Source organism: Pseudoalteromonas sp. SR41-8, assembly GCF_014163915.1.
Lineage (GTDB): Bacteria > Pseudomonadota > Gammaproteobacteria > Enterobacterales > Alteromonadaceae > Pseudoalteromonas > Pseudoalteromonas rhizosphaerae.
Genome location: NZ_JACJEE010000019.1, coordinates 20233 through 34436, shown reverse-complemented (window position 1 = coordinate 34436; position 14204 = coordinate 20233). Strand labels below are relative to the sequence as shown.

The following is a 14204-nucleotide window of genomic DNA, read 5'->3' as shown; positions in this document are numbered from 1 at the left end:
AATAAACTGGTTATCCGCGACGCATATCGTTAATTTAAAATTTGCTCGTTCGAAGAGTTAGCTGGGAGTGTTGCTGTAGAACTAATTGCATGCTGCCTACCAATAAATAGTGATAAACCATGGGTGTCTAGTAAGGCTCTATAATTTAATATTGAAGGGCCTTTCGCGATTACCTTTATTTGTTTTATCTTAGTTATTGCTAGTACACCTTGTAGTTGTAAATCAAAGCTTTGTTGTTGTAACACTCGTTTACTAAAGGTAGAGCTAAGTAATAAATAATCGAAATTAATATCGCATAGTAAATTAAGTTCGCAGCGATCTTTAGCAAAATCATTTAAGCCAATCGAATAGCCTTGTTTACTCAATACTTTTAAATTACTAATTTGTACCGCTGAGGCGTAACGGATCTCTTGTTCATTAAACAATAAACAAATTTGTTTCGTTATGTTGTGGTTTTGCATTGTTTGGCATAACGCCTGGAATTCAATTTTTTCCAGTAATAAGCCCGAGCAAGGGAATAACACCATCTGCAGTTGTGCCGTTTGGATTTGTTGACACGCTTTAGTTAATAACTGTAATTCCACTTCCAGCTGTTGTGCTTTATCAGCGGCAAACTTCTTTAATATTTCAAAACTAGTGCTACCAAGTACTGGGTGTTCACCAAATGCTTCAAGTAGCGACTCTGACTGATGCTGTTCATCAAGTGTAATAATTTCAGAGCAGCGAAAATGCATTGGTAAAGAGTCTAAGTGATGACTGGTTTCTAACTCATACGGGCTGGTGCCGGCACTAAGCAGTGGATGGTAAAACTCGAACCGGCTGCGACCGGCATTTTTTGCATAATACATGGCAGCATCAGCATCACGAATAATTTCATCCGTATGCTTGTAGTTTGTTTTCGAATAGGTAATACCGACACTGGCACCACTTTGTACACATATACCTTTCATGCAAAATGGTTTTTTCATTAGTTCAATTAATCGCTTAGCAACATCTTCGGCTTGTTGACGATCAGTTAAATGAGTTAATAAAATAACAAACTCATCGCCGCCTAAACGCGCAAGTAAATCGTGCTCCCTAATACATTGTGAGAAAGACTCACTGACGCTAATTAAAAACTGATCACCAGCTTGGTGACCAAGTTGATCGTTAATATCCTTAAACTTGTCTAAATCAATAAACAGCACAGCAAACTGTTGTTCAGGGTAACGTTGATAATGCTGTAGAGTTTTTTCTAATTGGGTTAAAAATAAACTGCGATTAGGCAAGCCAGTAAGTGGATCGTGGTGGGCATCATGATACAGCTGTTGCTCTATTTTTTTACGCTCTTCAATTTGCATTTGTAAATGCATATTGGTTTGGCGGATCTCTTTGGTTTTTTCAGCAACCCGAAACTCTAATTGTTGATGACTTTGTTTTAAGGCTTGAGCAGCCAAATGTGCTTGTAATACAGTCGCTATCTGATGTGATACAAAGGTAATTAATTCAAAGTCGTCTTGATTGAAAATATGCTTATGGTTGTAGGCTTGGCAAGTTATTAAGCCAATTACACCTTGCGCAGTTTTTAATGGTGCACCTAACCAGCTGGTTGCTGAGTTTGAGTCAGAGACTTGTCCAAGTCGCTCGACTTCGCCTGACTTGAGTAGTTTTTGTGCTCTAGTACAATCAATAAGCTGAGTTTGTTCGGTACGTAATACTAATTCGCTATAACCTTTGGCGAAAGGACGCGGTTGGGTATTATCTCTATATTCATCCACACAGTACGGAAAGTTTAACCAACCTGTTTCGCGATCATACAATGCAATGTATAAGTTTTCAGCGTAAGTTATTGATTTTATTATTTCATGTACTTGTTGATATACTTCATTGATATGCTTTGTTTGCGTCGCTAACTCTGAAATTTTAAACAAAATATGCTGGCGTTCGAGGGTTTTTTTATGTTGTTCTACTTCGAGGTTAAGCGCTTCATTGCTCTGTGTTAATGCACGAGTTCTTATTTTTACTTCAGACTCTAATAGTTCGCGTTTTTTTACTCGTTCGATAGCTGTTGATAAATAGAGCGACATTACTTCTAATAGCTCGATTTGTTGTTCAGAGTAGCTTTGTTGTTTATCGTAACTTTGTGCGACTAGCACTCCAATAATACTTTGCTCTCGGTATACCGGGACGCCTACCCAATGTTCTGCTGGTGTGCCAAGTAACTTAAATAACCCCTTGTTGGCAGCAGCCTGCATTTCATCACCTTGGAAGTAGGTGGTTTTACCTTGCTTAAACACATACCCAGTGACACCTTGGATAAAATTATTATCTTGATTAAGTGGCACAGATATACCATCTTTTTCATCAGCAAAGTAAGATAGTTCAAGGGTGTTACTAAATTGATTTAACAGCACCACGTAAAAACTTTTACTTGGCATATAATCTTGCAAAATATCATGAATCGCAGGGTAAAGTAGCGTTAATTCGGCAACAGAACTAGCTTGCTCTGATAATTGGATCAGGGCATTTTGTAAGTGGTGGGATTGCTTATACTTTTGGACTAGAGCTTTTAAACGATTATTTTTATGCTCCAGCTTATGTAGTAAAGCTGTTATATCTTCCAGTGACATTAAACCGATTTTTATTATTGTATATTTATTGGTCTTATATTTTCACTTTTTTGCTGAATCGTCAAGCGGACAATAGTATTAGAAAATGATAATAATAAATAGTGATAAAGGTAGGTTAATATTTATTTGTATAATAAAAAAGGCTGAAAAAATCAGCCCTTTATAAAAAAAAGTACAGAATTAAGTATTATTTTTTGCTCATGAAATCAATAGCTGCGCTTATTTCATCATCTGAGCAGTCCATGCATGTACCGCGTGGTGGCATTGCGTTAAAGCCATTAATTGCATGGTTTAATAGAGTGTCTGCGCCTTTAGCTAAGCGTGGAGCCCAGTCATCTGCTGATTTTGGTGCACCAAGTGCGCCAGTACCATGACATGCAAAGCACGCCGCTTGGTAAACTTGTTCACCGGTACGAGGACCTGTTGGCACTTCAGCAACTGCTGCTTTATCGCCTTCAAAGTAAACGGCACCTATAGGCGCGATACGTTTTTTGATCGCATCTTCAGTCATAGAGTTATCATATGGCTGTGCGTATGCGGTGGTTGCTAGCAATAATAATGCTGCTGATAGTTTTTTCATTTTGCCTTGCTCACTTCGATTTGAACGTGATCAATCACGATAGATGACGGAATTTAGAACGATTATAACGCTAAGCCGCAATTTATAAAACGCTACGATGTATTTTTCTTATGAAAAAACACTATTTTTTGCGTCAGCGCAACAAAGCACCTACTTTAGAATGACTGATTTGCGGTTTTTGTAGCATCTAATTAGCTCATTTTCAAAAGCGCAGCGACTAGTTTTTCAATACCTGCATCAGCATCTAAAATTGACTGCGCTAACATATAAGCTGGAGTGCTTACGAGTTTATGTTGCTCATCAATTACGATATCATCTACGGCACAATCAATGTGTTGAGCGCCTAAACTTTGTAGTGCGTTAGCAGTATCAACATCATTACCAATAGTGGTTTTTACGCCAGCACTGTAGATCAATGGGATCATTGCTGGAGCAATGCACATATAGCCTGCTGGTTTTTTGGCATTCGCAAATGCTTTAGCAGCACGGAGCATTTCAGGGTTTAATTGTGCTTGCGCACCATTGATCGCAAAATCACACAGGTTTTTAGCTGCGCCAAATCCACCAGGCACAATCAAAGCATCAAAGTCATTAGCATCTAATAGTGTTAACGCTTTGATATCGCCACGGGCAATGCGTGCCGCTTCGACTAATACGTTCCGGTTAGGGGTCATTTGTTCCCCATTCAGGTGATTGATCGTGTGCAATTGCTCAATATCAGGGGCAAAACACTGGTAGCTTGCTCCGGCTTTGGCAATATGTAATAACGTTAATACGGCTTCGTTGATTTCTGCACCGTCATAAACTCCACAACCTGCTAAAATTACAGCTATTTTTTTCATATACTATGCCCTTATTTATTATTCATAAAGTAAGTTTAGCATGACTTTTGCTGACTGTTATGGCCTTATTAAGATCATTTTGTGATCATCAATAATGATGAGTTAAAGATTATTTTTATTTGATCAATCCACTCGAGGCAGAGCAAAAACGCGCTATATGCTTTTTTTAAAGTTGGCTAATAGGAAAAAATTATAAAGGATCGCTATGATCTTTGATCCATTGTGGTAGAATGCTCGTCCGGTTATTTATAAGGAATGAATTAACCGTTTTTTAGTTGTAAAAAGCCACAATCAAGCAAAGCAATAAAATGTTTTTCCACATTGTGATAAAAATAATAAAAAAAGAACCTCGTATTATCTTTTTAAAACAAAACATACACTTAACTTGTTTCTAAGTAGTTTTAAATTACTTTGGAGGAATAGCTTGTGGGTGTTATCTACATAGTTATCCACAACTTACTCTTATTTAACGGTTTAAACAAAGCTTAATTCACAGTCGTTTTATGCGTGCCCTTATGGCATGCTTACAGATATTTCGTTTTCTCTTATTTAGGATCCAATTACATCATGGCTCAGATCCCTGAAAATCCACTTATTTTAGTCGATGGCTCTTCCTACTTATTCCGTGCATATCATTCACCACCGCATTTAACTAACTCAAAAGGTGAAGCAACAGGCGCTATTTACGGCGTTGTTAACATGATGAAAAGCCTGATCAAACAGTATGATCCAAGCCATATGGTGGTGGTTTTTGATGCTAAAGGTAAAACTTTCCGTAATGATATGTACAGTGAGTACAAAGCCAACCGCCCGCCAATGCCCGATGATTTGCGCACGCAAATAGCGCCACTGCACGATATTATTAGGGCGATGGGTTTTCCGCTTATTAGTATTGAGGGTGTTGAAGCTGATGACGTAATTGGTACATTCGCCCGTATTGCTTCAGAGCAGCAGCGCCATGTATTGATCTCAACCGGTGATAAAGACATGGCTCAGTTAGTGAATGAGCATGTCACTTTGATCAATACCATGACCGACAGTATTTCTGATCCAGACACTGTGGTTGAAAAATTTGGCGTTGGTCCTGAACTGATCATCGATTACTTAGCTTTGATGGGCGATAAAGTAGATAATATCCCAGGTGTCGATGGATGCGGCCCTAAAACGGCGGTTAAGTGGTTACAAAAATACGGATCATTACAAGGTGTGCTTGATCATGCCGGTGAGATCAAAGGTAAGATCGGCGAAAAGCTTGCCGCCGCAGTCGATCATTTACCGCTAAGTTATGAACTGGCTACCATTAAATGCGATGTTGAAGTTGAATCAGACTTAGATACCTTTAAATTGCAAGAGCCAAATCGCGATGAACTGATTGCCTTGTATGGCGAGTGTGAGTTCCGTCGCTGGTTAGCTGAGTTATTAGATAATCCAAAAGATGCAGACACTCACTTGGCTATCCCTAGTGAAGCGAATGAATTACCGCAAGTGGCTGATGCTCATTATGAAACAATCCTGACAACAGAGCAATTAGATACTTTAGTCGAGCAATTAAATGCCGCTGAACTATTTGCCTTTGATACTGAAACAACCAGCCTTGATTACATGCAAGCTAAACTTGTCGGGATGAGCTTTGCTGTTAAAGCTGGCGAAGCCGTGTATTTACCGGTTGCCCATGATTATCCTGGTGCGCCTGAACAGTTAAGTTTAGAGACGGTGATGGCGAAGATCGGGCCAATTTTAGCTGATGAAAACAAAGCTAAAGTTGGTCAAAATTTAAAATATGATAAGAGTGTATTGGCTAATGCCGGTTTTGAGCTAAAGGGTATTAAATTCGATACTATGCTTGAATCTTACGTATTTAATAGTGTTGGTACTCGCCATGATATGGACTCGTTGGCGCTAAAATATTTAGGCCATAAAAATATCAGTTTTGAAGACATTGCTGGTAAAGGTAAAAAGCAGCTGACATTTAATCAAATCGAACTTGATAAAGCGGCACCTTATGCCGCAGAAGATGCGGATATTACGCTTCGTTTACACCAAGTATTATGGCCGAAACTTGCAGCCGATGAAAAGCTTAAATCGGTATTTGAAGATATAGAGATGCCGCTTGTCAGCGTTATTTCAGATATTGAGCGCACCGGTGTTGCGATTGATAGCAAAATGCTTGCCGCGCACAGCCAGCGTTTGGGTGAGCGTTTAATTGAGCTGGAAAAAGAAGCGCATGAGATTGCTGGTGAACCATTTAACTTAAGCTCACCAAAGCAATTGCAAGTATTGTTGTTTGAAAAACTTGAACTGCCAGTTATTAAAAAAACGCCAAAAGGCGCACCTTCTACAGCTGAAGAAGTACTACAAGAGTTGGCTCACGATTACCCGCTGCCTAAAGTTATTATTGAGCACCGGGGTTTATCTAAGCTTAAATCAACCTACACTGATAAATTACCACTGATAGTTAATGAGCAAACGAAGCGTGTGCATACTTCTTATCATCAAGCGGTAACGGCAACTGGCCGATTAAGTTCAAGCGATCCTAATCTGCAAAATATTCCTATTCGTTCAGAAGAAGGACGCCGTATTCGTGAGGCTTTTATTGCTGCAGATGGCTATAAAATAGTGGCTGCCGATTACAGCCAAATCGAACTACGTATCATGGCGCACTTATCGCAAGATAAAGGCTTGTTAAATGCGTTTGCCAATGGTCTTGATGTACACAGTGCAACTGCTGCGGAAGTGTTTGGTGTTGAGTTAGAAGATGTAACCACGGATATGCGCCGTAAAGCTAAAGCGGTTAACTTTGGTTTAATTTATGGGATGTCAGCATTTGGTTTAGCACGTCAACTTGATGTACCGCGCCATGAAGCGCAACATTACATTGATAAGTATTTTGAACGTTTCCCTGGTGTGCTTGAGTACATGGAATCAACCCGTGAGAAAGCTGCCGAAAATGGCTATGTTGAAACTATTTTTGGTCGTCGCTTACATTTACCAGAGATCAACGCCCGTAATGGCGCGCGCCGTAAAGGAGCCGAACGTGCTGCGATTAATGCACCAATGCAAGGCACCGCTGCTGATATCATCAAAAAAGCCATGCTAACAGTCAACAAATGGGTGTATGAACAAGCACCGAATACGGTTAAATTACTGATGCAAGTACACGATGAATTGGTATTTGAAATCAAAACTGAGTGTGTTGAGCAATACACCGCAGAAATTTGCCAGTTAATGTCTGATGCTGCGAAATTAGATGTGCCATTAGTGGTTGAAGCTGATAGCGGAGATAATTGGCAACAAGCCCATTAATCACTGAGCTTTTTAAATCATATAAGCGCGGCTGCATTGAGTGAAGCCGCGCTTTTTTATGTCTGTGAATAGGGTAGTCAGTTTTTTAAAAGGTGGCCATTCGGCTACTTTCTTAACGCTATAATAGGTCACTCATTTAATGCAATGGATATAACACTAAAAACCGTCGCTTTTGATTTGTGGTTAAATGCTCATCAAGTAGCTGGGTAATTTTTTGCTCTGCTTGTTGTGGCTCATAGTGTTGTTTTAACTGTTTAATTTGTTGTTTGAGTTGCTCACTCAATGTTTGCCATTGCTGGCGCTGCTGCTCTAGAGCGATTAACCTTGTTGCCGCAGCATCGCCAAATTCCGCTGCCAGTTGATTGTAGTCTTGTTGTTGCAGGGCATCTTTTAGCTCAGTGTTTAAAGCTTTTAGATCGTTACTAGGTTTAAGTGCCTGGGTAATACGCTCAGGTTGTTCGCCCTCTAAATTAGATAACAATTGTTGCTTTAATTCATCACTAATATGGTTGTTCTGATTAATTTCAAGCTTGGCAATTGTATAGTGCTGCCACTCATTATCATCGTTAAATAAAAGAGTGATTTCAGCTGCATTGAAGTAGCGTTGTTGAAAAGCGATCATTGCAATTAATTGTTCGCTTAGCGGCAAATGAGCGAGTTGTTGCTGCAGCTCTGCCAGCGCTATTTTAAAGCTGAGGTAGCGATTAAATAGCTCACTATTGATTTCGCATGCAGCTAACTTTTCGCACTGTTCTAGAGCCTGCGAAGCACTAAACTCACCGGACTCTTGGCTAGCTAAAATAACGTGTTCAAAAATGCTATCGATTGCCATCGGTTGATCGACATGTGGTGGCGTTGCACTTGTAAGCTTATCGTCGCTGAGTAAAAAAATCATAGCGGTGCTAGTGATAGATATCACTAACACTAAAATGAGCAACTGCTTCATTGTTTATAAGCCTAATTTTTTCAAGCGATTAGCATGTTGACGGTAGACTGTCAGTGGATCGGTTGTAAATAAATGATGAAAGCCAATCAGTTGATTCACTTCATCAAGGTGATTCATGCGGTAATTATCTTTTAATACATAACCTAAATGGCTACTACAACGAGAGACTAAGCCATCGTCATCGCCTGGGATCAGTATTGCAGTGATCGCCAGTGCTGCATCTGATGGGTCAAATATATTTGTTAAAGTTCGAGTACCACTCCAAGAAAAGTAATATACGCCATTACTGGCATACATAGGTCCTTGCTGGCATTGCTCAGCAGGTAGGCCTTCTGGATATTTTTGATTAAAGGCCAGCGCGCCCTCAGTGGTTAAGCTCTCCAGTGCACCAAGCGCATCTTGTGGTAACTGACTATTGCCAGAGAGTAATGCGATTAACCCGCCAAATGCATCAAAGGCTGTTTTAGCTATACCTTCTAGCTTAGATCCAGGAGTCAGTCCTTGGCGCACCACATCAGCAACAGGGCTACCAAAATTAACACCGCCAACACTGGTCGCTGAGGCAACTAAGTCGGGGCGTAGTGAGGCAACATAGCGAATACTTTGCGCACCTTGACTATGACCAATGAGATTTACTTTTGTTGTACCAGTTAGTGCAATAATCTGTTCAACTTGCTGTAGTAACTGCTCGCCTCGTTGTTCAGAATTATTCAGCGAGGATACGGCCGTGACGAAAACCTGTGCGCCATCACGACTGAGGCTTGCTGGTACCCGATAAAAATAATCGACACCTAATACATCGTCAAAACCCATCAAGCCATGTGCTAATACAATTGGGTATTTAGTTTGGGTATAGCCTGCATTAGCGCTATTACTGAAGATAAATAGCAGGCAGCATAAGTATAGAGTGGTTATTTTTTTCATGATCAGTGCTCTTTTATTGTGTGTGTTTGATCACGCTTTGAACTGCTGTTTACAGACAAAGTGTGTGGAGTTTTTATTCTAATTAGTTAATAGAGCAAATTTTGAGCTGAAATTCAATGTTAATATTAAGTTAAATTAACATGCAATTTGTAGTATTAGTTATATGTTTATCAATTCGACTAGTTAGTACCTGTATTTAGTTTATTTATCATGGTTAGTTTGGTAAAGTCCGCGTCGTCCTCATCCTGTAGGACATCCTGTTGATGATGCACTCGAAAGAGTGCTCGTATTGATAGCTTCTCCCCAGTTTGCTATACCGACCCAGCATTAATTTGTTGGGTCGTTTTTTTGTCTCTGTTATTTATTATGCTATTGATTGCACTTCATAGAACAAGTGATACCATTGAATCTCATTTTCATTTTGAAAGGAATGCGTGATGGTTAAATCAATTGCGATATTAGGTCTTTCGTTATCAAGCCTATTAGTCTCTGGTGTTGCCTGTGCTGATTGGCAGGTTAACAATGATCAAAGCAAAGTAAGTTTTGTGTCTATTAAGTCAAATAGTATTGCTGAAGTGCATCACTTCAAAAATGTGTCAGGTAGTTTAGCTGAAGATGGCTCTTTCTCAGTTGATATTGATCTGAGCTCAGTTGAAACGATGATCCCTATCCGTAATGAACGCATGACCAAGTTGTTATTTGAAACAGCGAAGTTTCCAACCGCAACCATAACAGCTAATTTAAGCACGCAATTAAAAGCGCTTAAGCCTGGCCAACATGTATTTAAAGGTATTAGTGCTGAACTTGATTTTCATGGTGCTAAGAAAGAGATTACACTGGATGTTATAGCCAACTTGTCATCGCAAGGGGATATCAGCGTTTCATCAATGAGCCCAATTATCATAAATGGCGCAGACTTTGCTGTCATTGATGGCATTATGCAATTGCAAAAGTTAGCAGGTTTACCATCGATAGCAACGGCAGTACCTGTTAGTTTTTCATTAACGATGAACAAGCTTAAATAATGCACTCTTTGAATGAGCTTGCCACTGCACTTGAGCAGCCAAGCAAGCCATTTTCTCAATGGCAGCCGCAGCATTGTGGCGAGCTGCCAATTATCATCAATCAGCAAGGTGAGTGGTTATACGGTGGCAGTAAAATTACTCGTATCGCTATGGTTAAGCTGTTTGCCTCAGTTCTTTGCAAAGAGCAGGATACTTTTTACTTAAAAACACCAATCGAAAAAATAGCTATTACTGTCCATGATGCTCCCTTTATAATCGTAAATTGGCGCTTTGAAATGACAGAGCAAGGGCAAGTGTTATGTTGTGTGGATAATTTACAGCGAACTTGGCTAGTAACCTGCGAACAACCTTTAGTAGTACAAGATTATCAGGGCAATGATGTGCCGTATTTACAGTTACCGTATGGCTGTAGTGCTCGGGTATCAAGAAGTGTGTTTTATCAGTGGGCAGAAATAGCACAAGCTGATAAGCAAGGCTATTTCATTCAATCTGCGGGTCAGCGTTTTTATTTAAACGTGTGATTAAGCATCTGATTCAGGAGTTTGTTCAACATCAGTAGGTGGTATTGCAACAATTGGCCCTAGGAACCATTCATCTAATTTCTTAGCAACTTCAGGTAATCCTGTGCCTTTTAAAGATGAAAACGCGTGAACGGTAATATCACCCTCTAAGCTGCTTAACTCGCGACGAACTTGCAGCACCTGTGCTTTACGTGCACCTTGCTTTAGTTTGTCGGCTTTAGTTAATAGTGCCAATACTGGAATTTCACTACCAATTGCCCAATTAATTAAATCGCGGTCTAAATCTTTAAGAGGATGACGAATATCCATTAAGATCACGATACCTTTTAAACTTTGACGTTTTTGCAGGTATTCACCTAATGACTTTTGCCATTTCTTTTTCATTTCGATCGGTACCTTAGCAAAACCATAGCCAGGTAAATCGATTAGACGCATATCATCAACATCGGCTAATTCAAATGTGTTGATCAGTTGCGTACGGCCAGGGGTTTTACTAGTACGTGCCAGCTTTTGGTCAGTTAATGCATTTAGGGCGCTAGACTTACCGGCGTTGGAGCGGCCAGCAAAGGCAACTTCAATTCCCGTATCAGCAGGCAATTTAGTGATATCTGGAGCGCTGGTAACGAACGATGCAGTGTTATATTTGATACGAGATTTGAGCACAGGCTCTCCTAGAAACTTAATTAAGTATTACAGCGAGTAAACTTTACTTAATTAAAGTTCACTTAAGGGGCGCATTTTATACTATTACTACACTATTAAAAAGCGCATTTGGACTAAGATAACAGCCTAAAATCAACTAAAATGATATGGTCAAAGCTTAATCTAGGTCAAAACCCTATAATTTATAAGTTTAATATGAGTAGAAAACGTGCCAGAGAATTTATTATCGTGTAGAATATATAAATCACAACATCCATATTGTAGATGATACAGGGTCGGAAACAGAGAATTCACCATGAAAAAAATAGCACTATCTTTAACTATATTGCTTGGTGCGTTGTCAGCAAGCAACGCAACAGCATTTGATGGCGATGTAAACGCAGGTAAAGAAAAATCAGCAACGTGTGCGGCTTGTCACGGCCCAGACGGTAATGCGCCGGTTAATATCTACCCAAAACTTGCAGGCCAACACGCGGATTATATTTATAAGCAACTTACTGAATTGAAGTTAGGTATGACTTCAGGCGGTAAAGAGGGTCGTATGGATCCAGTCATGAGCGCGATGGCAATGCCATTGAACGATCAAGACATGAAAGATTTGGCTGCTTATTTTTCGTCACTTAACATGTCTGAAGGTGAGACACCTAAAGATATCGTTGACGTTGGCGCCATGCTTTATAAAGCAGGTGACGCAGAACGTGGTATTCCAGCATGCGCAGCATGTCATGGTCCACGTGGTAATGGCTCATCATTAGCTAAGTTTCCAAAAATTTCTTTTCAACATCCAGAATACATCAAGTCACAGCTTGAGAAATTCCGTGATGGTGTGCGTCATAATGATTTAAATGGCATGATGCAAGATATTGCCAAAAAGCTAACTGACAAAGATATCGAAGTGCTTTCTAAGTACTTAGGTGGACTACACTAAAGTAGTATAGATTAATTTTATTATTAATCCTAAAATCTATAGTGGTTACAAAAAGCAGCTCAGGCTGCTTTTTTTGTATTTTTTGTTTTGTCGATATTACCTCTTTCCTTGTAAGACATTGACCATATCCTGCTGTAAGCCAAATCCTATTTTTATTTTTGTTTTTATTATAACTCATTGTAATTTAATGTTTTGGTTATGTTGCAATTTGTATTGCGTAAGAAAAATTATATAAATTAGTTGTAACAAAATTATTAATGCGTAAATTAACCCCTGTCGCTGAAACAATAAGAACAAAATGGACTAAACTACACGGAAAGTAGTGTGACGTGATTATCGGGGATAAGACATCGGTTGATGTCACCGAAGGAATATTAAAAAAGAGTCAATGAAGACCGAGAATAATAAAATCTCACGGAAGTTTAAAATAAAAACAAAATGGAATGTTACACGGAAGGTAAAAATAATAACAACATGGAACAACAAAAATAATAACAATAATAAAGACTAAAAAGTCGAAGGGAGAAGTGTCCAGTTAAATGGCGCTCAGATTAGCAGGCGGTAGAGATGTTTTCTCTACCGCCTTTTTATTTGTCCTGTTACAATAGCCATTGTTTATACTTAAATGTATAGAAAGTGCGCAAGTAGTCGAGTTACCCAACCTCAATCCGCACAAACCGAATTCTTCTGGCAAGGCCAGCATCGCAACGCTAAAATGCGCGTTGCTCAAAACCTCTTAAGTGAGATGATCAAGATATGAGTAGAACTAAAAAGTCACGTAAAATCCCGTCTAACGGTCCTGTTCGTTTAAGCAAAGATAAGCTTAAAGAAATGCGTGCATTGAAAGAACAACGCGTTAAAAAGACCAAAGGTGCAAAGCCAGGTTCACGTAACTCGATAGACGCTTTACAGCCTGAGAGTAATAGTAATCAGCAACATAAAGATAAACGTGTTGGTAGTAAAAAACCAATCCCTTTAATTGCCGTTGCAGCTGAACCAGTTATTGAGCTTAAACGTAACTTGAAGCCACAAGTTGAACTGAAAAAAGTAGTTCAGCCTGAACTTTCACCAGAGCAAGAATTAGAAGCGCTAGAAAATGATGAGCGCTTATTGAAGCTGGTTGAGTTACATGAAAGTGGCCAGTTATTAACAGGTAAAGATGCTAAATACTTCAACAGCCGTATTGCACGTCATCAAGTGTTATGTGAATTGCTTGGTATTGAAGACGAAGCTGACGATTTTGATGATGAAGAGTTTAGCGAAGAAGCTAATAGTGACTTTGATCATTACTTGTCGAATGATTTAGCCAATGAATGGTTAGATGACGAGGACGATAAATAATGAACATAATGATCTTGGCTCTGAGTGTTGGCGCTGTGATCATTGCGGGGCTGGCATTTTATGCTGGCCAATTACTGTATAAACTCAGTGCGCAAAAAAAACTGATCGCGAAAGAGCAGGTAAAGCAGCAAGCTAAGTTAGCTAAGTCACGCTTAGAGCGAAATGCCAAGCTCGCAGACAGCATTCATTTAATCGCCCGTGCTATGCACCAAGAGCAATGTGAGTTCTCAGAAGGGAGTTTGCGTATTTGGGTGCTAATGTCGCAATACAGCTTTACGGATGACGAAGACCTTCCAGGGCGTTATCCAGGCATATTTGCGATGTATGAAGTGGTAAAAGAAATGCCAACTCATGACGCTCGTAAAAAATATTCGAAAAAAGAAATATTTAAACAAGACAGCGCTCGCTGGCGTGCTGAAGAAACTCATGCAGAGCAAATTAAAGCTGACTGTGAGAAAATCATTGAAGAGTTTAAAGCAGCCCCTGGTAGCGAAAACGTGGTGTTTAACTAATTTTATAGTA

At 39.6% G+C, this 14204-nt stretch carries 12 protein-coding genes; 6 read left to right on the top strand and 6 right to left on the bottom strand.

All coding sequences use genetic code 11. The features are described from left to right. Positions 1 to 29 precede the first annotated feature (29 nt). The 3 genes from H5162_RS13550 to elbB all read right to left on the bottom strand — a co-directional run bounded on the left by H5162_RS13550 (position 30) and on the right by elbB (position 4031). Entirely contained in the window at positions 30 to 2603 is a 2574-nt protein-coding gene (locus tag H5162_RS13550) for a diguanylate cyclase domain-containing protein (protein ID WP_404936310.1), read from the bottom strand. A gap of 193 nt (positions 2604 to 2796) precedes the next feature. Beyond that, positions 2797 to 3189, bottom strand: coding sequence for a cytochrome c5 family protein (locus tag H5162_RS13545; protein WP_145238413.1), 393 nt, complete (start codon positions 3187 to 3189; stop codon positions 2797 to 2799). A gap of 191 nt (positions 3190 to 3380) precedes the next feature. Next, the gene (elbB, locus tag H5162_RS13540) at positions 3381 to 4031 is read right to left on the bottom strand and encodes an isoprenoid biosynthesis glyoxalase ElbB (protein WP_182735055.1); all 651 of its coding nucleotides are present in this window, start codon (positions 4029 to 4031) and stop codon (positions 3381 to 3383) included. A 567-nt stretch (positions 4032 to 4598) separates the two neighbouring features. On the opposite strand from elbB, the gene polA reads away from it, so the two are divergent. After that, positions 4599 to 7334, top strand: a complete 2736-nt coding sequence (polA, locus tag H5162_RS13535) for a DNA polymerase I (RefSeq protein ID WP_145238419.1) — start codon at positions 4599 to 4601, stop codon at positions 7332 to 7334. 136 nt (positions 7335 to 7470) lie between these two features. Here polA and H5162_RS13530 read toward each other — a convergent pair whose 3' ends face one another. Together H5162_RS13530 and H5162_RS13525 are read right to left on the bottom strand one after the other, a co-directional pair. Further along, positions 7471 to 8280 carry a lipase secretion chaperone gene (locus H5162_RS13530; RefSeq protein WP_182735057.1) on the bottom strand — a complete coding sequence of 270 codons (810 nt, stop codon included), beginning with the start codon at positions 8278 to 8280 and terminating at the stop codon, positions 7471 to 7473. 3 nt (positions 8281 to 8283) lie between these two features. After that, positions 8284 to 9204, bottom strand: coding sequence for a triacylglycerol lipase (locus H5162_RS13525; protein WP_182735058.1), 921 nt, complete (start codon positions 9202 to 9204; stop codon positions 8284 to 8286). A 437-nt stretch (positions 9205 to 9641) separates the two neighbouring features. On the opposite strand from H5162_RS13525, the gene H5162_RS13520 reads away from it, so the two are divergent. Together H5162_RS13520 and H5162_RS13515 are read left to right on the top strand one after the other, a co-directional pair. Then, a complete protein-coding gene (locus tag H5162_RS13520) occupies positions 9642 to 10229 on the top strand; it encodes a YceI family protein (protein WP_145238428.1) in 588 nt (195 codons plus the stop codon). Beyond that, positions 10229 to 10750 carry a DUF1285 domain-containing protein gene (locus H5162_RS13515; protein ID WP_145238431.1) on the top strand — a complete coding sequence of 174 codons (522 nt, stop codon included), beginning with the start codon at positions 10229 to 10231 and terminating at the stop codon, positions 10748 to 10750. Before H5162_RS13520 ends, H5162_RS13515 begins: the two co-directional genes overlap by 1 nt. Here the strand turns inward: H5162_RS13515 and yihA are convergent, their stop codons facing one another. Then, positions 10751 to 11413 carry a ribosome biogenesis GTP-binding protein YihA/YsxC gene (gene yihA, locus H5162_RS13510; RefSeq protein WP_145238434.1) on the bottom strand — a complete coding sequence of 221 codons (663 nt, stop codon included), beginning with the start codon at positions 11411 to 11413 and terminating at the stop codon, positions 10751 to 10753. It abuts the gene before it with no gap. Between the two features lie 295 nt (positions 11414 to 11708). Between yihA and H5162_RS13505 the strand changes: the two genes are divergently transcribed. The 3 genes from H5162_RS13505 (at position 11709) to H5162_RS13495 (ending at position 14194) form a co-directional block, all read left to right on the top strand. Next, on the top strand, positions 11709 to 12341 hold the full coding sequence (locus tag H5162_RS13505; RefSeq protein WP_145238437.1) for a cytochrome c: 633 nt from the start codon (positions 11709 to 11711) through the stop codon (positions 12339 to 12341). A gap of 756 nt (positions 12342 to 13097) precedes the next feature. Continuing rightward, complete coding sequence (gene yihI / locus H5162_RS13500) at positions 13098 to 13682, top strand: Der GTPase-activating protein YihI (RefSeq protein ID WP_145238440.1); 585 nt, start codon at positions 13098 to 13100, stop codon at positions 13680 to 13682. Next, complete coding sequence (locus H5162_RS13495; RefSeq protein ID WP_220493612.1) at positions 13682 to 14194, top strand: DUF2489 domain-containing protein; 513 nt, start codon at positions 13682 to 13684, stop codon at positions 14192 to 14194. Before yihI ends, H5162_RS13495 begins: the two co-directional genes overlap by 1 nt. The last annotated feature ends 10 nt before the right edge of the window (positions 14195 to 14204 follow it).